Raw genomic sequence first — 20,907 nt, 5'->3', positions numbered from 1 at the left:
CTCATCAAAGTGCGGTGGTTTTTCAGAAATTTTTATCCCTAAAGAACGGTTTCTTCCAACTCATCAGCCATTGAGGAAAGGATTTCTCGTGAGAGAATGGCGAGTGAGCGGTAGAAAGGGAGATTGGCTTGCGTTTCCACGGCGTTTAAGAATTTTGTGGCGCAAGGCAGTAGAAATTCCGCAAATAAGGTTTGTTGCGCTTCAACGGAATCAAGGTTATCTTCAATCCAAGACGCGGTGAGAAAAACAAGCGGAAAATCCACCGCACTTTGTTCTAATTCGGGCATTCCACGCTCTTGACGGAAAGCGATGAAATCTTCGGATTTAAGATCATAGGCTTCAATATTCATTGGCACGAGTGCTTTTTTGCCAGCAAATAAACGCTGATATTCTTGATCTAATAAGGCTAAATCAATCTTCATTTGTAAAGCTTCAAGGGCTTGTTCGCTTTGTTTATCCGTTTCCAAAGGCCATAGTCCATTGAGTGGCTTTTGTTGCAACCAAGCAAAGACATTTTGCAAGGTGGCATCTTGCGGTGAGCGGTAAAACAGATTGCCGAATAAGCGGCTAATGAGAGAAAAATGGTTCAGGCTGTTTTCGTTGCTCATTATGGATTTTCCTTGCTGTTTGAGATTTCTTTTGCGGATAAAAGTGCGGTCAAATTTTGCGAAGTAATTTGCGCTACGTCTTCAAGCATTTGTTGGCGTGCCTTATCATCAATAATATGAATATCGCCAAAAAATCTATGCTGAATATCAGTAATGCCACAAAAATTAAATAAGCCGTCCACCAAGCAATCACGCAAGGATTTATCAATGCCGAGCTGTTGATATTTTTCGACATTGCTGCCGAGGGTGATAAATTGTTGCATTTTTTTGCCTTGTAATAAGCCGACAGATTGTCCGTCTTCTGTTTTATACGCAAAGCCGTGGCTCAGTACGCGATCTAAATAGCCTTTCAAAATTGCAGGAAAACCCATCCACCATAGGGGATAAACGAGAGTGATCAAATCCGCCTCACGAATGAGCCGATGTTCTTCGCGAATTTCTGCAGGAGTAATGCCTTGATTTGCCCCTTGCAATTCCGCCCAAGAAATCACAGGGTCAAAATCGAGCTGATATAAATCCCGCACTTGAGTTTCCACATTAAGCTCTTGGCTACTGCGAACAACCGCTTCTAATACGCTGTGATTAAAACTGCCCTGCCCATTTGGGTGAGCAAAAATAATTAAATGTTTCATTGTACTATTCTACTTTCTTAACAAACAAGGTGATTCCTTCCACGTTATACACTTCAATGGCATCGCCAACCTGCAAATGCTTGCCTTGGATCCGCCAAGTGGTGTCGCCAAAATGACCACGCCCAATGCCGTTTTCATTGATTTCTTGCACAATGCCTTTTGTGCCGAGCATTGCGTGATCTCGTTGGTTTAATGAAGTGTGCGATTGATCTTGGAGATCTTTGCCGTGTTGGTATTTCCACCAAGAAAAACTTAAAATAATGGCTAAAATGGCATAGCCAATCACTAAAAAGGTTAAGGATAAGGTGACAAATAATGCCATTAGGCCTGCGATAATAATGGCTGCCAAGCCCCACCAGAGCAAAAATACCCCCGGAATGAGAATTTCGGCAATTAATAAGCCAAAGCCTAAAATAAGCCAGTGCCACACTGACCAAGTTGCGAGCCATTCCATACTTATCCCCTTAGTTTATATTTAAAGGGGCAATGCCCCTGATATTGATAGGTAAATTATTGCTTTTCACCTTTTAATAGCTCGGCAATGCCTGCTACTGAACCAATTAAATTGCCTGCTTCAAGTGGCATTAACACCACTTTACTATTATTCGCACCACCAATTTCTTTTAACGCTTCGGTATATTTTTGTGCGATAAAGTAATTGATGGCTTTGGTGTTTCCGCCTGCAATAGCTTCCGACACCATTTGGGTGGCTTTGGCTTCTGCTTCGGCGGCACGCTCACGGGCTTCCGCTTGTAAAAAGGCTTCCGCACGTTCCCCTTCCGCTTTGAGAATACGGGATTGTTTTTCCCCTTCTGCGCGCAAGATTTCCGCTTGGCGAATCCCTTCTGCTTCTAAAATTTCAGCACGTTTATTACGTTCTGCTTTCATTTGTGCATTCATTGCGGCGATTAATTCGTGTGGTGGACGCACATCGCGGATCTCAATACGCGTTACCTTAATGCCCCAAGGGTTGGTGGCTTCGTCCACAATGGATAACAAACGTCCGTTGATATTATCACGCTGTGAAAGCATTTCGTCCAATTCCATTGAGCCTAGCACAGTACGAATATTGGTCATCGTTAAATTGATGATCGCTTGCTCTAAATGGTTTACTTCATAAGCGGCACGGCGCGCATCGATCACTTGCACGAAACATACGGCATCAATGGATACATTGGCATTATCTTTTGAGATCACTTCTTGTGAAGGAATATCTAACACCTGTTCCATCATATTAATTTTGCGCCCTACACGATCCACAAAGGGTACAACAAAATTTAGTCCAGGGGTGAGGGTGCGGGTGTAGCGTCCAAAGCGTTCAATCGTCCAATGATAGCCTTGCGGTACGGTTTTCAAAGTGGAAAACAGCACAACAATCACAAAGATAACAAAGACGACCACAGCAACAGGAAAACCGTCTAACAATTCCATTTTTCTCTCCTTAAAATGGGGGATAACTGATTGAAGTCTAACAAATTAAATAGCCTTTTGTACATAGCGATAATGCCCATTTTCATTGACAAATTCAAATAAATGGGTGATACAACTTGGCGCGTCTTGATCTTGGTGGGAAACAAAAAGTAATTGCGTTTCGCTGTTCATCACCAGTTGATCAATAAAGCCTTTAACCAGTTTACGATTCACGCCGTCTAGCCCTTGCAAGGGTTCATCTAAGATCAATACAGGCGGATGTTTTACCATTGCACGAGTGATCAGCAATAAACGCTGTTGTCCCCAAGACAAGGATTTAAACGGCTGATTAGCTTGCGCGGTTAAATTCAGGCGGGCAAGCCATTCCATCGTTTTAATATGCAAGGCATCTGGCACTTTTTGATAAACGCCAATGCTGTCAAAAAAGCCCGATAGGATCATATCTCGCGCGGAGCAATTCACGCGATAATCCATATGTAGTTGGCTGCTGACATAACCGATTTTTTGTTTGATTTGCCAAATCGTTTCGCCCGAACCGCGTTGATTGCCAAATAAACGCACTTTATTGGCGTAAGATTGCGGGTGATCACCACTAATCACCGAAAGCAAGGTGGATTTTCCTGCACCATTTGGGCCTTTGATCCACCAGTTTTCGCCACGCTTAACTCGCCAATCAAGTTTATCAAGAATTTTTTTCTCGCCATATTGAATGGTAACCTGTTCTAATTCAAAGAGCGGTTGATTTTCATCGAGTTTTATCTCAGGGACAGCACGTTCAGGCAAGGGGATATGCTGGGCGGATTCTGCATAGCAAAGTTGTTGATAAAGACTTTGTTGCTCAATAGTTTGGCGTTCTCCTTGCAAAATAACCTCTTGATGTTCCAGCAGAGCGAGATGATTGGCTTCATCAGGAATATCTTCAAAACGATTTAAGATCAGCAAAATCGCCATTTTTTGTTGTAACTGAGCGAGCAATGCTTTCCATTCTTTGACAGATTGCTGATCCAGCCCTTCAAAAGGCTCATCTAAAATTAGCAAATCAGGCTGTTGCACTAAGGCTTGGCACAACAATACTTTACGGCTTTCCCCTGTGGATAGCTGGATAAAAGGACGATCTAAAAGTGCGGTGATTTTTAACAGAGAAATATATTCTTCAAATAACGCTAGATTGCCCTGTTCAGCCAAAATAGTCTGCTTGGACGTTTTGCCGAAATCATCAGGGCTGACGCCATCATTATTGCGATCTTTAAAGGTTTCACTAACAATTTTCTGTTGTTTTTCAAAAGAAAGGGAACAAATAGTTTGGAAATGATTTTCCATTGTGCCTTCCAATAAAGGCAATTTGCCTTCCAGTGCCAAGGCGAGTGCGGTTTTGCCACTGCCATTGCTACCCACCACACCCCAATAATCATTGGGTTGAATGGATAATTCATCAATTTTTAAGCGTTGATAATGAGCAAGTTGGAATGTTGCATTTTCGATCTTAATCATATTAGCTACCTATAAAAAAAGCGGAAATTTTCATCCGCTCTTTTTTCTTTTTTATCTTGAGTAAAGATTAGCTTTTTTGCGCTTCTTCTTCAGAAATACACACCGCTGCGGTAAACACCACGTCAGTTGATGAGTTTAACGCGGTTTCTGCAGAATCTTGTAATACCCCAATGATAAAGCCCACACCCATTACTTGCGCAGCAATGTCATTTGAAATACCGAATAAGCTACAAGCTAATGGAATTAATAATAATGAACCACCAGCCACACCAGAAGCACCACAAGCACATACGCTCGCTACCACACTTAATAATAATGCTGTTGGGAATGAAACTTCCACGCCTAACGTATGCACTGCCGCTAAGGTTAATACAGTGATGGTAATTGCTGCACCCGCCATATTAATACTTGCACCTAACGGAATAGATACAGAATAGGTATCTTCATTTAAGTTTAAGCGTTTTGCTAATTCCATATTTACAGGAATATTTGCCGCCGAGCTACGCGTGAAGAAAGCCGTTAAACCACTTTCGCGTACACAAGTCCAAATTAATGGATATGGGTTACGGCGTGTTTTCCAGTACACTAAAATTGGGTTTACTACGAACGCAGTAAATAGCATCGCACCGATTAATACGCATAATAAACGCACATAATCAAGTAATGCGCCCAAGCCTTTATCCGCAAGGGTTTCTGCCACTAAACCAAACACCCCGATTGGCGCAAAGCTAATGATGAAGTGAACGATTTTTGAAACCCCTTCAGAAAGATCATTCATCACATTTTTAGTGGTATCTGAAGCGTGGCGCAATACAACACCTAAACCGATTGCCCAAGAAAGGATACCGATAAAGTTGGCATTAAATAACGCGTTGATTGGGTTGTCCACCACATTTAACACTAATGTGCCTAATACTTGAGAAACTTCGCTTGGTGGCGATAAAGAATTTTCTTGTGTTTGTAGTGCGATTTCGGTTGGAAAAGCAAAGCTAAATAACACCGCAGTTAATGCTGCAAGGAACGTGCCTAACAAATATAAAACCACCACCGCTTTCATATTACTTTGCGTACCAATTTTTTTATTCGCAATGGCTGAAATTACCAATAAGAATACAAGAATTGGCGCAACGGCACGCAATGAGCGCACAAACACTTTACCTAAAAAACCCGCTTTTTCAGCAAGGTTGAAACCGAGTACAGATTGCAAGCTTGGCGCAATAATCGCAAGTAGCAAACCTAGCACTAAACCAATAGAAATTCTTTTCACTAAACTTCCGTGAAAAAACAGAGAATATAAACGAGATGTGTTCATAATTATTTACAATGTTGTGTTTAAAACTGAAGATCAATGACTTCAGAAGATTGTTGATATTCAGATCTAAAATTAGATCCCCCATAGCGAGTGTAAAGATAGCCTAATTTTGTGCTAAAGAAAATATAAAATCGTAAATTAACGCATATTATTTGCATAAATATAGAAATATTTCCCTCTAAATTAGATAAAACACATTATTTTCTTCTTTCTTCCCTTGATTTGCCTTAGCCATACAAAAAAGTGAAAAAAAGTTTTTATACAGTATTGACGAACTGTATAAAACACCAGTATTATCTTCACTGTATAAACAACCAGTGAATTGATGATTAGCGGAGCATTATGATGAATTACCTCAACGAACAAACCCCATTTTCCTATCAGCCAATGCCATTTTTAACGGATAGTGAGTCTTTCAACTCAACCTTTAATCGAAAACTTGATTTAAACCTATATTGTATTAAACGCCCACAAAAAACCTGTTTTGTTCAGGTAACCAATCCAAATATGTTGGCGTGGGGAATTGAAATGGGCGATATGCTTGTGGTGGAACAAAGCGATCATCTTAGTATTGGTGATTTAGTTGTAATGGAACAAAATCACCAATTCTGCGTATATGAGTTTGCTGCCTATGACGGTAAAGAATTTATCTTTCTACCGCTAGACGCAAAAATGCAAAGCATCAAATGTGAAAAGTGGTCTGCGTTACCAATTATTGGAGTCATCACCAATACCATTCATCAAATGAAGCCTAAAAAGCAAATGCGATTTGCCGCTTAACCCCCTAAAAATAAAAGTGCGGTGCAAATTTTCTCATTTTTGCTGAACAGAATAAATAATCAAGAAAACAAGGAGAACATAATGAAACAGTTAGACATCCGTTTTATGAAAGAAAGCGACAAAAAACGCCAAGAATATCAATTAAAAATTATCGCCAAACTACAAGAGGTTTTACCTAGAAAGATCGCAGAAAAATTTGATGATATTCATATTCGTATCCGTTTTTCCAGTGCAGCTGGCGTAGATGTAACAGGGATTAAAAACAAAGACGAGAAAGAACGCCTGATGGAATATTTAGAAGAACTGTGGAACGACAGCTCGTTAGTTGAGGTGGATTAATAAATGGGGCTGTCCTAGATAACTAGACTAAACTCCCTTTAACCAATTGTTTTAAAATAGAAATTTGACTTTTTATGTTGCTGTAATTAAAACGCCATTCACATTCCTTTAAATAAAGCTCAAAATGCGCTTTTGGGATACCATTAAATTTGCGTAAATGGCGTTTTGCTTGGCTCCAAAAATTCTCAATTCCGTTAATGTGGTTATGATTTTCAGCAAAATGTGTGCTGTGATTGATACGAAAATGACTAAATTCACTCACATCAAGCACGTCATAACTACGATAATTATCGGTGTAAACAATACTATCAGGCTTTACCTGCTCCCGAATAATGGGTAACAAGGTGGCAGATTGCGTATTTGGAACCGCAACGGTATAAACCTTGCCATTGCGCTTGAGAAGCCCGAATACCGCAATTTTCCCTGCCGCACCACGACCACGTTTGCCTTTGCGAGCACCGCCAAAATAACTTTCATCGGCTTCAATTTCACCTTCAAACATCTCTAAGTGAAGGCTGTTTTGATAGATGAGTTGGCGTAAACGATGAAAGTAATCTGCGGCAGTCGTTTTGTTTACATTGACTACCTCTGCTGCTGTCCTTGCAGTAACACCTGCAACAAATAGCTCAATGAGTTTATTTTGTTTGTGCTGACTTAGACGACTTTTTCTCATTGGTTCATTCTAACCTAAATAGATTTTTTAGTTGTTATCTAGGACAGCCCCTAATAAATTGATAAAACAAGATAGAAGCTAATCTTCATTTGGATTCATAATGCGAAAATTCACGAAAAAACAACCGCACTTCAGTTTTTCTATTTCATTAACACCTAGCATTTATCTAGCTAGCAAGGTTGAGAAAATAAAGTGCGGTGGTTTTTTTTAAAATTTATTCAATCCAAGTGACCAATTCTTCCATCGGTTTTCTTGATTTGGCTTTAATCTCTTTTGCGCGATAACCAAAGGTTACCATCACAGAAACGCCCCACTCCGCTGGGTCAAACGCACATGCTTCTGCTAAAATTTGATTTACTGCTTCATAGTTAAAGCCCTCAATTGGACAGCTATCCACGCCAATAAATGCCGCGCCAGTCATCATATTTGCTAGGGCAATGTAGGTTTGCTTGCTTGTCCAATCAAATAATGCACGCTCACTTTCTAGCACTTTCATATCATTTTGCTGAAAAGTGCGGTATTTTTCTTTTGCTTTTTCCATTTGTTCTGCGGTTAATCCACGCTTAACCAAAGCGTTATGAAAATAGTCTGAATCATAACGGGCATTTTTCTTGGCTAAAAGCGCTACTACATAACTCGCGTCATCAAGTTGCGTTGCCATTCCCCAGCCCACTGGTTTCAATTTTTCACGCAATTCGGGGTTTTGAATTACCACAAAGTGCCAAGGCTCTGAGCCTACAGAACTTGGCGATAAACGTGCAAGCTCTAAAATATAATCAAAATCTTCACGGCTCACTTTTTTGTTTGGATCGTAATAACGCGTTGCGGCACGAAAACGAAATCTGTCTAATACTTGGTCTTTGCTAAATACGCTCATTATGCTTTCTCCCGATCAAATTAAACTTCGTCATTATAACAATCAGTAGGAAAAATAAGGAAATGTTATTCCGACTAAAGTTGATAGGCGTCAAATAAAAAAGTTACCCATTTTGTGGGTAACTTTTCTTTTTCAAACCTAGTTTTGGTTAAAAATCAGATTATTCAACCACTAATGTGCGGCAAGTGTTTGTTCCGCCAGAAGTTAAAAGATCACCTTGAGTTAATAATACAAGATCACCTGTTACTAAATACCCTTTATCTTTCAACAATTGAATCGCAGCTTTTAAGCCTTCGATTGTACGGCTTTCTTGATCGAAATGAACTGGCACAACACCACGATATAACGCACAAAGATTCAAGGTTTCTTGATGACGTGATAATGCGAAAATTGGTAAGCCAGAGCTAATACGCGACATTAATTTCGCTGTATGACCGCTGTTTGTCATTGCAATAATTGCCGCAACCCCTTTCATATGGTTTGCTGCGAACATCGCTGACATCGCAACTGCTTCTTCAATCGTTTCAAAAGTGCGATCAACACGGTGGCGTGAAACATTTACGCTAGGCATTTTTTCTGCGCCTAAACATACTTTCGCCATTGCAGCCACTGTTTCAGCTGGGTATTGACCCGCAGCAGTTTCCGCTGAAAGCATTACTGCATCTGTACCGTCCAATACCGCATTTGCTACGTCCATTACTTCCGCACGCGTTGGCATTGGGTTGCTGATCATTGATTCCATCATTTGCGTTGCGGTGATCACCACACGATTTAATTGACGTGAACGGCGGATTAATTTTTTCTGCACGCCCACTAATTCAGGATCGCCAATTTCAACCCCTAAATCGCCACGCGCTACCATAATCACATCAGAAGCAAGAATAATATCGTCCATTGCTTCATCACTCATTACGGTTTCAGCACGTTCTACTTTTGCGACAATTTTCGCTTTAAGACCTGCTTCTTCCGCTAATTGACGAGCGTAATTCAAATCTGCGCTTGAACGTGGGAAAGACACCGCTAAGTAATCCACACCAATACGCGCTGCGGTGATAATGTCAGCTTTATCTTTTTCAGTTAAGGCATCTGCAGATAAACCACCACCTAATTTGTTAATCCCTTTGTTATTTGAAAGAGGGCCGCCAACTGTCACCTCAGTGAATACTTTCGCGCCTTCAGTAGATAATACTTTTAACTGAACACGACCATCATCTAATAATAAAATATCACCTGGAACAACGTCTTGCGGTAAGGTTTTATAATCTAAACCTACAGACTCTTGATCACCTTCACCTTTTGGTAATTCTGCGTCTAAAACAAATTTATCACCAACATTTAAGAAAATTTTGCCATCTTTAAAGGTTGAAACACGGATTTTAGGCCCTTGTAGATCCCCTAAAATTGCCACGGTTTTACCTAATTTTTGTGCAATTTCACGCACACGTTGCGCACGCCCAATGTGATCCTCAGGCGTACCGTGAGAGAAGTTCATTCTCACTACATTTGCGCCCGCCGCAATAATTTTTTCTAAATTATTACCACGGTCTGTAGAAGGTCCCATAGTACATACAATTTTGGTTCTTCTTAGTCTTCTAGACATTACTTACTCCATTGTTCTTCAAAATACAAACTAAAAATTGCGGGCTATTATACGCCTAAAACAGGACGAGATCGAGATCGCCCACACGAAAAAAACAGCAAAAAACGCTAAGCCATTGATTAAATTTATGTCAATTAATTATTTGATATGCAAAACACGCTTGTCTTACGCAATAAAACTCGCTAAGATAGCTCGCAAATTTCAGTGCGACTATAGCTCAGTTGGTTAGAGCACCACCTTGACATGGTGGGGGTCACTGGTTCGAGTCCAGCTAGTCGCACCATTCTTTTCTCTCTTATCCCAACGCTAAATTTTCCAATATTTAATACTGAATCTCTCTCCGCCCTGAGAAAGAATGGCCGAGGGTGTTGCTATCCACTGTTTCAAGCTCACCGCCTACAGGAATGCCGTGTGCAATGCGAGTTACTCTGATATTGTGTTGCATACAAAGCTCTGCAATATAGTTTGCCGTGGCCTCGCCTTCTATGGTTGGATTGGTTGCTAGGATAACTTCACTGAACGATTCATTTTGCAAGCGCCGATTGAGTAAATCTAACCCAATTTCTTTTGGCCCAATACCATCTAACGGGGAAAGATGCCCCATTAAGACAAAATAACGTCCTGAAAATTGCCCTGTTTGTTCAATGGCTTGAATGTCGGAAGGCTGCTCTACCACACAAAGCAAGCCGGTGTTTTGACGGCGTGGATTATTGCAAATGGTGCAAACTTCTTCTTCAGTAAAGGTTCGGCACTGTTCGCAATGACCAATTTGTGACATTGCGGCAGTTAATGCGCGCGCCAGATCCATTCCACCGCTGCGATCTCGTTGCAATAAATGATAGGCCATTCGTTGTGCAGATTTCGGGCCAACACCGGGTAAACAGCGTAATGCGTCAATAAGATTTTCTAATAATGGGCTTGTTTGCATTGTTTTGCCTAAAAATAAACAAAAAACGCACCGCACTTTGATTTTTAATAAGAAACAAAGTGCGGTGCAAAATTAGGGAAAATTTAGAATGGCATTTTAAAGCCAGGCGGTAATGACATTCCTGCGGTAACAGATGCCATTTTTTCTTTTTGCAATTCTTCTGCACGGCGAACCGCATCATTGAATGCCGCCGCGATAAGATCTTCGAGCATTTCTTTATCGTCTTCCATTAGCGAAGGATCGATTTCAATGCGGCGACAATTATGCGCACCATTCACGGTAATTTTTACCAAGCCTGCGCCTGATTCGCCTGTTACTTCCAACTGTGCAATTTCTTCTTGCATTTTTTGCATACGATCTTGCATTTGCTGGGCTTGTTTCATTAAGTTGCCTAAGCCACCTTTTCCAAACATAATTTTTATCCTCAATGTTAATAAGTGGCGACATTCTAACGAAAAATTAATAAATTGGGAATAATCAAATCTGTGTTAGAATGCCGAACTTTGTTTTAGATGATTGATGTTGTCCCCTATGCGATTATTTATAGCCGAGAAACCTAGTCTTGCCCGCGCCATTGCTGATGTGTTGCCCAAACCTCATCAGCGCGGCGATGGTTTTATTCGCTGTGGTGAAAATGATTGTGTTACTTGGTGCGTTGGTCATCTGTTAGAACAAGCCGAACCTGACGCTTACGATCCCAAATTCAAAACTTGGCGTGTGGAAGATTTACCTATCGTGCCGCAAAAATGGCTGCTTATCCCCAAAAAATCAGTGAAAAAACAGCTAGATACGGTAATAAAGCTGATTCATCAAGCCGATCAACTTATCAATGCCGGCGACCCAGATCGTGAAGGGCAATTATTGGTGGACGAAGTGTTTAGCTACGCCAATCTTTCTGCTGAGAAAAAAGCACAAATTCAACGCTGCTTAATTAGCGATTTAAACCCAAGTGCGGTGCAAAAAGCGGTAAAAAAATTACAATCGAATCAAAACTTTATCCCCCTTGCCACCTCTGCGCTGGCGCGTGCCAGAGCGGATTGGCTGTATGGCATCAATATGACGCGTTCTTATACCAAGCGTGGACAGAATGTGGGCTATCGTGGCGTGCTTTCGGTAGGAAGAGTGCAAACGCCTGTGCTGGGCTTAATCGTTCGCCGTGATTTAGAAATTGAAAACTTCCAACCGAAAGATTATTTTGAAGTGCAGGCTTTTGTACAAACTAAGGAAGAAATTCCGCAAAAATTCACCGCACTTTGGCAGCCAAGTAAAGCGTGCGAGGATTATCAAGATGAAGACGGCCGTGTGCTTTCCCGCGCCTTAGCGGAAAATGTGGTGAAGCGTATTACTGGCCAGCCTGCAACGGTAACAGATTATCAAGACAAACGTGAAAAAGAAACCGCGCCCTTGCCTTATTCCCTTTCCGCCTTGCAAATTGATGCGGCAAAACGCTATGGGCTTTCAGCGCAAGAAGTGCTGGATACTTGCCAGCGCTTATATGAAACGCACCGCTTGATTACTTATCCGCGTTCCGATTGCCGTTATTTGCCTGAAGAACATTTCGCTGAACGCCATAAGGTGATGAATGCTATTTCCATTCACGCGCCTGATTATCAGCCGTTACCGACTATACTCAATCCTGAACAGCGAAACCGTTGCTGGAATGATAAAAAGGTGGAAGCACACCACGCAATTATTCCAACGGCAAAAAATCGGCCTGTCAATCTGACGCAAATGGAACGCAATATTTATCAGCTTATCGCGCGCCAATATCTCGCCCAATTCTGCGCAGATGCGGAATACCGCCGCTGTAAAATAACCTTAAATATTTCAGGGGGAAAATTTGCCGCAGCAGCGAGCAATTTACAAGTGGCTGGCTGGAAAGAACTTTGGGGCAAAGAAAATGATGAACAAAATAACGCTGAACCCTTGCTGCCTGAAGTAAAAAAAGGACAAGAATTATTCTGTGAAAAAGGCGAAATTATGAGTAAAAAAACGCAACCGCCAAAACCGTTTTCAGATGCAACGCTGCTTTCCGCAATGACTGGGATCGCGCGTTTCGTACAAGATAAAGCGTTGAAAAAAATCCTACGCGAAACCGATGGTTTAGGTACAGAAGCCACGCGCGCCAGCATTATTGAACTGCTATTTAAGCGTGGTTTTGTTTATAAAAAAGGGCGTCATATTCATAGCACCGAAACAGGACGAATTTTAATTCAAGCCTTGCCTGACATCGCCACGCTACCAGATATGACCGCCCACTGGGAAGCACAGCTCAACAGTATTAGCCAAAAAGCGCTGAGTTATCATCAATTTATGCACGAATTGGTGCAATCCCTGCCTGAAATGCTCAGTTATACCAATTTTGATGCGTTACGACAGCTTAGTGCATTATCACGGCAGCAGGCAACAACTCAAAAAGCAAAAGCACTGAGAAAGAAAAGTGCGGTGAGAAAATCGTAAATTTTGTTGAACGCTAAATTGCTTATAATTAAAACAATCAATGATTTTTTTTAGAAAATTCCTTGCGCAGCGTTTTAATATTCGCTAATATTCGCCCGTTAATTTTTGGTATCTAATAACAAGAGAAGAAATAATGTATCAAGCACTGTTAATTATCTACTTAGTTGTATCTGTTGCCCTTATTGGTTTTATTTTAATCCAACAAGGTAAAGGGGCGAATGCAGGTGCTTCATTTGGTGGCGGTGCATCAGGTACAGTATTTGGTTCAAGTGGTGCGGGTAACTTTTTATCTCGTACAACGGCAATCTTAGCAATTATCTTCTTTATTACTAGCCTTGCTATCGCGAATATTAACTCTCACCACGGTGAAGTTAAACAAGGCAAATTTGATAATCTTTCACAAGTTGCAGAAAAAATTCAAGAACAGCAACCAAAAGCGGAAGAAAAACAAAACTCAGATATCCCACAATAATTTAAACCGAATTTTGCTCTGATGGTGGAATTGGTAGACACGCTATCTTGAGGGGGTAGTGTCCATAGGACGTGCGAGTTCAAGTCTCGCTCAGAGCACCAAAACACTTAACTAAGCCTTTCGTAACCACTCGAAAGGCTTTTTTAATACCTGTAATTTCAAGGGTTTAGCTTGCTTTACCTATCGCAACTAATCGTAGCTAATTGAGATAAAACAAACATTTTAATAAAAATCACACCGAACTTGATAAATATAAAAATAGCACTTATTGAGTGCTATTTGCATTTTAAATAATTTATCCTTTAAATATCGACAGGCTGCCAATCTTGTCCTTTCACTGGTGGTAACCAAGGACCTCCTTTCACACATAACGACCATAAATGATCTGGTATGCGATAATGATCAGGCTGTTCAGGATCAAGTGCGGTAATAATTTCTTGCGTTTTTCCTTGGGCAATTAAAGTCGCCAAATTTGGATTAATCATTATGGATTTTCCTACACCAACAAATTCCACCCAACCGGTATTCAAGGCTGCTACGATCTGTTCAGCGGTAAATAAATTCCCTACCCCGATTAATGGCAAACGACCATTTAAACGCTGATGAATAAGCTCAAGGCGAGCTGCATTAGTATCAACACCACGGCGAGCTTTTTTGTAAAAATCCCATAACGAAAGGTGTAAATATTGCAACGGCTGCTCAGCTAAAGCAGAAACAAGTTCAAGTGTATCTGCCATTGTTAAACCATTCTCTCCGGGTTCTTCTGGTGATAAGCGATAACCAATAATAAACTCTGGGCGTTGATGTTTTTCACGCACAGCATTTACGGCATCAATCACCGCAAGAGGAAAACGCAGGCGGTTTGCTAAATTGCCGCCCCATTCATCTGTACGTTGATTACTTTGCGCAGAGAAAAATTGCTGAATTAAATAACCATTTGCTCCGTGAATTTCTACTCCATCAAATCCAGCTCGAATGGCAAGATCTGTGGCACGAGCAAAATCTTGAATGATTTGCAAAATTTCTTCTTCATTTAAAGCTCTTGCTCCAGTTTCAGGATCTGCCGAAGGGGCAACTTTATCTTTTCCATTCAACAATTCAGATAACGCTAAATTTCCTCCGTGGTGAATTTGTAAAATGGCTTTTGCTCCCTGTTGTTTAATAATATCAGCCGTTTTACATAAACTTTCCAAATGACATTCATTTAAGGCTTCTGGCTGTCCGTGGAAAGCTTTACCATTTTCGGAAACCAACGTCGCCGCAGTAATGAACATTCCCATATTTTCTGCTCGTCCTTGCAAAAATTGAGCTTCTTGGCTTCCTAATGTTCCATCGGGATTTGAAGCAAAATGCGTTAAAGGGGCTACCACTAAACGATTTTTGATTTCAACATTATTATTCAAAAGATAGGGTTGAAATAAAGAAGAAAATTGCTGTTCCATTCTATTCCTCATTAGTTATCAATAAAATTTTGCCTATCATACGCTCCAAATGATAAGAAAAATAGTGCTTTCTATGAAAGATTTTAAATATACAGAATTTTTACACCGCACTTTGATTTTCCTTTTCAGCATAGCCCTGACGTGATAATATTCGGCATAATTATGCTAATTATTCTCATTTGTAAATTCTATTAATATGGTTAAACGCCGTTATTTGTTTATCTTATTATTGTTGCTTTCGGGTATTTCGCTGTTTTTGGGTGTGAGTACGGTTAATTTGCAAGGTTTGCTGGCCTTTGACTCCGCCCAATGGCAGATCTTTTTAATCAGCCGTGTGCCGCGTTTGGTGAGTATTTTAATTGCGGGGGCATCTTTGAGTATTTGTGGCTTGGTGATGCAGCAGTTGAGCCGCAATCGCTTTGTTTCGCCGACAACCGCAGGCACGATGGATAGCGCAAGGCTTGGCATTTTGATTGCAATGTTGCTGTTTCCTTCTGCGTCAATGTTGCTCAAAACCAGCGTGGCGATTCTGGTTTCTTTTCTCGGTACGTTGTTGTTTATGACGCTACTCTCTCGTCTCAAATTTAAAGATACCATTTTCGTGCCGTTGGTGGGCATTATGTTTGGCAATATTATTAGCTCGATCACTGCTTTTATCGCCTACCAACAAGATCTGTTGCAAAATCTCTCTGGTTGGTTGCAAGGGGATTTTTCTTTAGTGATGGCTGGGCGTTATGAAATGTTATATTTTAGCGTGCCAGCGCTTGTTCTTGCCTATGTGTTTGCCAATCGCTTTTCCATTGTGGGAATGGGGCAAGATTTTGCCGTTAATCTCGGTTTGAACTATCAGCAAGTGCTGTATTTAGGCTTGGCTATTGTGGCAACAGTGTCATCGATCATCATTGTTTCAGTGGGGGTGATTCCCTTTCTCGGGCTGATTATCCCTAATATTGTTGCCCTTTATTTAGGCGATAATTTGAAAAAAGTGCTTTCTCACACCGCGCTACTGGGTGCTGTTTTTGTGCTTTTTTGTGATATTTTAGGGCGTTCGCTGATTTATCCTTACGAAATTTCCATTAACGCCATTGTGGGTGTGTTCAGCAGTGCCATTTTTCTTTATATGCTGTTAAAACAAAGGATTCAAAATGGCTAAGCGTTTCTATAATCCTAAAAAATCATTGATTTTACTCAGTATTTTTGCCTTGCTGAGTGTGGTGCTGTATGTGTTTTATCATTTGCCTAGCCGTTGGGAATATGCCTTATACAACCGCGCCCTTGCCGTGCTTGCCATTGTAATGACAGGCGTGGCCATTGCACTGGCGACAATGATCTTTCAAACCATTGTGAATAATCGCATTTTAACGCCAAGTATTTTGGGCTTGGATAGCCTTTATTTGCTCATTCAAACCCTGATTATTTTTCTCTTTGGTTCTAACACCTTAACCTCAATGAACCCCATTGTGTTATTTTTTGCTTGCACCAGTTTGATGATTTTATTCGCAATGGGGCTATATCATTTTCTGTTTAAAACAGAGCAACAAAGCCTATTTTTCCTGCTTTTAGTGGGGATCATTTTTGGTACATTTTTCCAAAGTTTAACCTCATTTATGGAAGTGCTGATCGATCCGAATGAATTTCAGATCGCGCAAGATATTGGCTTTGCCAGTTTTAACCGCATCAATATTGATATTTTATGGATCGCACTGGCTGGCTTGCTCGCCACCATTCTTTATACCCTGCGTTATGTGCGTTATTTTGATGTGCTTGCCCTTGGGTGTGAACAGGCAATTAATTTAGGCGTAGATTATCTGGCGATCACTAAACGATTACTCATTGTCGTGGCAATTTTGACTTCAATTTCCACCGCACTTGTGGGGCCTTTAACCTTCTTAGGCTTATTGGTAATGAACGTGACCTTTGAATTTATTCGCACTTATCGCCACGCGGTGTTAATCCCCGCGGCAATGTTGATTGCGGTGATCACCCTTGTTTTCGGGCAATTATTGGTTTCCCAAGTTTTCACCTTTAATACAACCCTAAGCATCATTGTGAATTTTGTCGGTGGGGTGTATTTCTTTTATCTGTTATTAAGAGCAAATAAAAAATGGCAATAGAAATTAAAAATATTAATAAAACCTATGGCACGAAAAAAGTAGTGGATAACCTTTCGGTAACCATTCCGCACGGCAAAATCACCTCTTTTATTGGCCCAAATGGTGCAGGAAAAAGCACAGTGCTTGCCATTATCAGCCGTTTACTGCGCGCCGATAGCGGTACCGTGAGCCTAAATGGCGTGCCGTTAGATCAACAAAAAAGCAGCGACATTGCCAAGCAGCTTTCTATTTTAAAACAATCTAATCACATTAATTTGCGTTTAACGGTGGAAGAATTGGTTGCTTTTGGACGTTTTCCTTATAGCCAAGGAAATTTAACCAAAAACGACCGCACTTTTATTGATAATGCCATTGAATATATGGATTTAGGCGAGTTTCGTCATCAATATATCAATCAGCTCAGCGGTGGGCAGCGTCAGCGTGCTTATATTGCAATGACCTTGGCGCAAGATACGGATTATATTTTGCTTGATGAACCGCTGAATAATTTGGATATGAAACATTCCGTGCAAATTATGCAGGTACTACACAAGCTCACCAAAGAATTAAATAAAACCGTGGTGATTGTGATCCACGATATTAATTTTGCGTCTTGCTATTCCGATTACATTATCGCAATGAAAGACGGCAAATTGATGCATCAAGGGGACGTTGCCACAATGATGCAAGAGCCGATTTTAGCCAGCATTTATGATATGCCAATCCCAATTCAACAAATTAATCAGCATAAAATTGCTGTGTATTTTCGACATCAATCAGCTTAATACAGGAGTATGCTATGAAAAAAACCTTATCAACCCTTGCCCTTAGCCTTTGTGCTTTACTCGGTGTTGCCAGCGCCAATGCAGCGGACATCACAGTAGAAAACGCCGCGGGCAAACAAGTTGTGCCACAAAACCCTAAGCGTGTGGTGGTGCTTGATTTTTCTGCGGTGGATACCATTCGTGCGTTAGGGGCGAAAAACAGCATTGTCGGCATTAGCAACGCAGGAAAAGTGCCTGACTATTTGAGCGAGTTTAGCAAAGAAAATTATCCAAGCGTTGGCGTGCCACCAGAACCTGCCTTTGAAAAAATCAATGATCTTCACCCAGATCTGATCATCGCCACAGGCCGCCAAGAAAAAGTGTTGGATCGTTTAAAAGAAATTGCCCCCGTGTTTTTCGTGAAAGTGGATTACGCCAATTTCTATCCAAGTTTCCAACAAAATATCCACGCCTTTGGACAAATTTTTGATAAACAACAATTGGCCGATGAAAAACTGGCACAGCTAGACAAGCAAATGAAAGCTCTTGCCGAGAAAACCAAAGGCAAAACCGCCCTACTCGCTTTAGTCAATGAAAGCCGTATGAGTGCCTTTGGCGAAAACTCACGCTACGGCATTGTGTACAGTGGATTTGGCTTCACTCCAATTGATAAAAACATCAAATCTTCCACGCACGGAATGAGCATTGGTTTTGAATATGTGCTAGAGAAAAATCCAGATTATTTGTTGGTTGTCGATCGCACCGCAGCCATTACCGATAAAGCCAACAACGCAAAAACTGTGTTAGACAACGCCATTATCCAGCAAACCCAAGCCTATAAAAATAACTACATTGTTTACTTAAACGCCGCAAATTGGTACTTAACTTTCGGCGGGCTGGAAAGTATAGGAATTATGATTGATGAAGTAAAAAGTGCGGTGGAAAAATAAGGGATTTTTCTTATAACAAACAGCACTATATAAATTTCCCCCTTAAAAGGGGGAAATATTTATCTCTCTACATAACTTCTCGCACTTCCACCTTACGATTTTCATAACGAGATTTTGTACAAGCATCCGCTGTGGCAATCACCGCTCTCGCTGCTTCTCCTGTGAGTAATTTCTCAAATTCTGGGCTTGATTTCATACCGTGCATAATGTCATTTAAAAATGACATTCTTTTCAGACCATAGGGAAATTAATATAACTTATATAAAATTAGCAATAAAAAACCCGCACTGGTTTCCCAAGTGCGGGTGGATTTTGTGAATTTTTTAGCTTTTCACGGTTTCAGAATCAGGATCACCGTTGGAAATTGGTTTTAGCAAGGTAAAGAAACAAATCACTGCTAATACTGTTAAACCCGTGCCAACCCAAACAGATACATCGTAGCTTAAGCCTAAACCGATTTTCGCGTAAGCAAGGAAAGTGGCTGATACCATTGTCATAAAGATTGCTGGAATAGTACAAATCCAGTGGAATTTATGATAACGGTATAAATAAGCGGCGGCTGTCCATAACATTACCATTGCGGTAGTTTGGTTTGCCCAGCCGAAATAACGCCAGATCACTTGGAAATCAAGTTTAGAAATAATGAAACCTAACACGAATAATGGAATTGCGATCATTAAACGTTTTACTAAGCTACGTTGATCGATTTTGAAGAATTCAGCAATAATCAAACGTGCAGCACGGAATGACGTATCCTCAGAGGTGATTGGTAAGATCACCACACCAAGAACCGCTAAGATACCACCAAAATAGCCAAGCATATGGGTTGCTGAATCATACACCACTTTTGAAGGCGTACCAGCTGTGATCGCATCATTCATTAATGCTGGGCTATCGTAGAAAGTTAAGCCTACCATACACCAAATTAAAGCAATCACGCCTTCACCAATCATCGCACCATAGAAAACAAAACGACCTTCTGTTTCGTTTTCCATGCAACGCGCCATTAATGGAGATTGTGTTGCGTGGAAACCAGAAACCGCACCACAGGCAATAGTCACGAAAATTAACGGCCAAATTGGTAAATCTTTTGGATGCATATTTTCAAAGAATTTCGAAAAGCTCATCTCACCAACTGTGTGGAATAAGGCTTTATCTTCAAACAATAAGGCAAATAACATTCCGAAAGACATAAATAGCAATAGCGCCCCGAACAGTGGGTAAATACGACCAATAATTTTATCCACAGGTACTAAGGTTGCAATGATGTAATAACCAAAGATGATTGCCGTCCAAACTAATAAGGTGCTTTTCATCTCTAAGTTAAACATTTCACCCACATTATCCACCGTTAGGTTGGTTAATAAGCTAGCTGGTGAAATAACGAATACGACCCCAACAAGAATTAATAATACGAGGGCGAGCGCATTCATAAAATGCTTAACAGGTGCGCCTAAATATTTCCCTGCGAGGTTAGGCACAGATTGACCGCCATTGCGAACACTCAACATTCCGCAGAAATAATCGTGTACCGCTCCAGCAAAAATGCAACCAAACACAATCCATAACATTGCAACAGGTCCGTACAACGCCCCAAGGATTGGACCAAAAATCGGGCCTGTTCCTGCAATATTTAATAACTGAATAAGCCAGATTTTCTTTTTAGACATCGGCACATAATCCACGCCGTCTGCCATTGTGTGAGCAGGTGTTGCACGGTTTGGATTAATCTTAAAAACACGTTCAACCACAGAACCATACAAAAAGTAGCCCAACAAAAGTAAGGCTACGCAGGAGAGAAACCATAACATAAAGAACCTCATAAAAATTAAACATAAAATTTCGTGCGCAAGTTTAACAAGAGTAAATCTGGTGTAAATATATTGTTGCAGTTTATGTGATCTTCCGCACAGTTTTTATGCAGGGATTGAGAAAAAAGATCATCGAATTGGATCTTTATACTTATTTATGAGTATTTAGGAGAGTAAATATAAAAAATAAGGTGATGATTTATTAAACGATAAAAAATATCAGAATTTTATACCGCACTTTATT

21 protein-coding genes, 2 tRNA genes and 1 pseudogene are annotated in these 20,907 nt (G+C 40.7%); 10 read left to right on the top strand and 14 right to left on the bottom strand.

Annotation, left to right across the window (positions count from 1 at the left end; genetic code table 11):
* Positions 1-38: 38 nt before the first annotated feature.
* The 6 genes from ELZ61_RS05690 to sstT form a co-directional block, all read right to left on the bottom strand.
* A complete protein-coding gene (locus ELZ61_RS05690) occupies positions 39-608 on the bottom strand; it encodes a TorD/DmsD family molecular chaperone (protein ID WP_126372092.1) in 570 nt (189 codons plus the stop codon).
* The gene (locus tag ELZ61_RS05685) at positions 608-1,240 is read right to left on the bottom strand and encodes an NAD(P)H-dependent oxidoreductase (RefSeq protein WP_126372090.1); all 633 of its coding nucleotides are present in this window, start codon (positions 1,238-1,240) and stop codon (positions 608-610) included. Before ELZ61_RS05685 ends, ELZ61_RS05690 begins: the two co-directional genes overlap by 1 nt.
* Before the next feature lie 4 nt (positions 1,241-1,244).
* The gene (locus ELZ61_RS05680) at positions 1,245-1,694 is read right to left on the bottom strand and encodes an NfeD family protein (RefSeq protein WP_126372088.1); all 450 of its coding nucleotides are present in this window, start codon (positions 1,692-1,694) and stop codon (positions 1,245-1,247) included.
* A 56-nt stretch (positions 1,695-1,750) separates the two neighbouring features.
* Positions 1,751-2,671, bottom strand: coding sequence for an SPFH domain-containing protein (locus ELZ61_RS05675; RefSeq protein WP_103852710.1), 921 nt, complete (start codon positions 2,669-2,671; stop codon positions 1,751-1,753).
* Positions 2,672-2,716: 45 nt separating this feature from the next.
* On the bottom strand, positions 2,717-4,162 hold the full coding sequence (modF, locus tag ELZ61_RS05670) for a molybdate ABC transporter ATP-binding protein ModF (RefSeq protein ID WP_126372086.1): 1,446 nt from the start codon (positions 4,160-4,162) through the stop codon (positions 2,717-2,719).
* A gap of 67 nt (positions 4,163-4,229) precedes the next feature.
* Complete coding sequence (gene sstT / locus ELZ61_RS05665) at positions 4,230-5,474, bottom strand: serine/threonine transporter SstT (protein ID WP_126372085.1); 1,245 nt, start codon at positions 5,472-5,474, stop codon at positions 4,230-4,232.
* A gap of 345 nt (positions 5,475-5,819) precedes the next feature.
* Between sstT and ELZ61_RS05660 the strand changes: the two genes are divergently transcribed.
* Both ELZ61_RS05660 and ELZ61_RS05655 read left to right on the top strand, forming a co-directional pair.
* Positions 5,820-6,254 carry a LexA family protein gene (locus ELZ61_RS05660; RefSeq protein ID WP_422386266.1) on the top strand — a complete coding sequence of 145 codons (435 nt, stop codon included), beginning with the start codon at positions 5,820-5,822 and terminating at the stop codon, positions 6,252-6,254.
* 81 nt (positions 6,255-6,335) lie between these two features.
* Positions 6,336-6,593 (top strand): DinI-like family protein, encoded by a 258-nt coding sequence (locus ELZ61_RS05655; RefSeq protein WP_126372081.1) that lies wholly within the window; start codon positions 6,336-6,338, stop codon positions 6,591-6,593.
* Positions 6,594-6,615: 22 nt separating this feature from the next.
* On the opposite strand, the gene ELZ61_RS05650 is transcribed toward ELZ61_RS05655, so the two are convergent.
* The 3 genes from ELZ61_RS05650 to pyk form a co-directional block, all read right to left on the bottom strand.
* On the bottom strand, positions 6,616-7,266 hold the full coding sequence (locus ELZ61_RS05650; protein WP_126372080.1) for an IS1595-like element ISHpa1 family transposase: 651 nt from the start codon (positions 7,264-7,266) through the stop codon (positions 6,616-6,618).
* A gap of 214 nt (positions 7,267-7,480) precedes the next feature.
* Positions 7,481-8,143: an NAD(P)H-dependent oxidoreductase gene (locus ELZ61_RS05645; protein WP_126372078.1), complete on the bottom strand. Its 663-nt coding sequence runs from the start codon at positions 8,141-8,143 to the stop codon at positions 7,481-7,483.
* 160 nt (positions 8,144-8,303) lie between these two features.
* Positions 8,304-9,743 carry a pyruvate kinase gene (gene pyk / locus ELZ61_RS05640; RefSeq protein ID WP_103853093.1) on the bottom strand — a complete coding sequence of 480 codons (1,440 nt, stop codon included), beginning with the start codon at positions 9,741-9,743 and terminating at the stop codon, positions 8,304-8,306.
* 206 nt (positions 9,744-9,949) lie between these two features.
* Between pyk and ELZ61_RS05635 the strand changes: the two genes are divergently transcribed.
* Positions 9,950-10,026, top strand: a tRNA-Val gene (locus tag ELZ61_RS05635).
* Between the two features lie 39 nt (positions 10,027-10,065).
* On the opposite strand, the gene recR is transcribed toward ELZ61_RS05635, so the two are convergent.
* Both recR and ELZ61_RS05625 read right to left on the bottom strand, forming a co-directional pair.
* Positions 10,066-10,671, bottom strand: a complete 606-nt coding sequence (gene recR, locus ELZ61_RS05630) for a recombination mediator RecR (RefSeq protein WP_103854961.1) — start codon at positions 10,669-10,671, stop codon at positions 10,066-10,068.
* Positions 10,672-10,754: 83 nt separating this feature from the next.
* A complete protein-coding gene (locus ELZ61_RS05625) occupies positions 10,755-11,084 on the bottom strand; it encodes a YbaB/EbfC family nucleoid-associated protein (RefSeq protein WP_103853095.1) in 330 nt (109 codons plus the stop codon).
* A gap of 118 nt (positions 11,085-11,202) precedes the next feature.
* Here ELZ61_RS05625 and ELZ61_RS05620 point away from each other — a divergent pair, with 118 nt between their 5' ends.
* From ELZ61_RS05620 to ELZ61_RS05610, 3 genes are all read left to right on the top strand, one after another.
* Entirely contained in the window at positions 11,203-13,131 is a 1,929-nt protein-coding gene (locus tag ELZ61_RS05620; RefSeq protein WP_126372076.1) for a DNA topoisomerase III, read from the top strand.
* Positions 13,132-13,264: 133 nt separating this feature from the next.
* A complete protein-coding gene (secG, locus tag ELZ61_RS05615; RefSeq protein ID WP_126372074.1) occupies positions 13,265-13,603 on the top strand; it encodes a preprotein translocase subunit SecG in 339 nt (112 codons plus the stop codon).
* A gap of 15 nt (positions 13,604-13,618) precedes the next feature.
* Positions 13,619-13,704 (top strand) — tRNA-Leu (locus ELZ61_RS05610).
* 201 nt (positions 13,705-13,905) lie between these two features.
* Here the strand turns inward: ELZ61_RS05610 and ELZ61_RS05605 are convergent.
* Positions 13,906-15,045 (bottom strand): NADH-dependent flavin oxidoreductase, encoded by a 1,140-nt coding sequence (locus ELZ61_RS05605; RefSeq protein ID WP_126372072.1) that lies wholly within the window; start codon positions 15,043-15,045, stop codon positions 13,906-13,908.
* 196 nt (positions 15,046-15,241) lie between these two features.
* On the opposite strand from ELZ61_RS05605, the gene ELZ61_RS05600 reads away from it, so the two are divergent.
* The 4 genes from ELZ61_RS05600 to ELZ61_RS05585 are packed head-to-tail and all read left to right on the top strand — an operon-like array spanning position 15,242 to position 18,852.
* Positions 15,242-16,198 (top strand): ABC transporter permease, encoded by a 957-nt coding sequence (locus ELZ61_RS05600; protein WP_126372070.1) that lies wholly within the window; start codon positions 15,242-15,244, stop codon positions 16,196-16,198.
* On the top strand, positions 16,191-17,159 hold the full coding sequence (locus ELZ61_RS05595) for an iron chelate uptake ABC transporter family permease subunit (protein WP_126372068.1): 969 nt from the start codon (positions 16,191-16,193) through the stop codon (positions 17,157-17,159). Before ELZ61_RS05600 ends, ELZ61_RS05595 begins: the two co-directional genes overlap by 8 nt.
* A complete protein-coding gene (locus ELZ61_RS05590; protein WP_126372066.1) occupies positions 17,150-17,923 on the top strand; it encodes an iron ABC transporter ATP-binding protein in 774 nt (257 codons plus the stop codon). The genes ELZ61_RS05595 and ELZ61_RS05590 overlap by 10 nt, the downstream gene beginning before the upstream one ends.
* 14 nt (positions 17,924-17,937) lie before the next feature.
* Entirely contained in the window at positions 17,938-18,852 is a 915-nt protein-coding gene (locus ELZ61_RS05585; RefSeq protein ID WP_126372065.1) for a siderophore ABC transporter substrate-binding protein, read from the top strand.
* 67 nt (positions 18,853-18,919) lie between these two features.
* Here the strand turns inward: ELZ61_RS05585 and ELZ61_RS05580 are convergent.
* Together ELZ61_RS05580 and ELZ61_RS05575 are read right to left on the bottom strand one after the other, a co-directional pair.
* Positions 18,920-19,084 (bottom strand): annotated as a pseudogene (locus tag ELZ61_RS05580) (gfo/Idh/MocA family oxidoreductase); the annotation flags it as partial.
* A 91-nt stretch (positions 19,085-19,175) separates the two neighbouring features.
* A complete protein-coding gene (locus tag ELZ61_RS05575; protein ID WP_126372057.1) occupies positions 19,176-20,663 on the bottom strand; it encodes a carbon starvation CstA family protein in 1,488 nt (495 codons plus the stop codon).
* Positions 20,664-20,907 lie beyond the last annotated feature (244 nt).

The sequence above is a fragment of the Avibacterium volantium genome (assembly GCF_900635775.1).
Lineage (GTDB): Bacteria > Pseudomonadota > Gammaproteobacteria > Enterobacterales > Pasteurellaceae > Avibacterium > Avibacterium volantium.
This window is presented reverse-complemented; position numbering and strand designations above follow the sequence as displayed.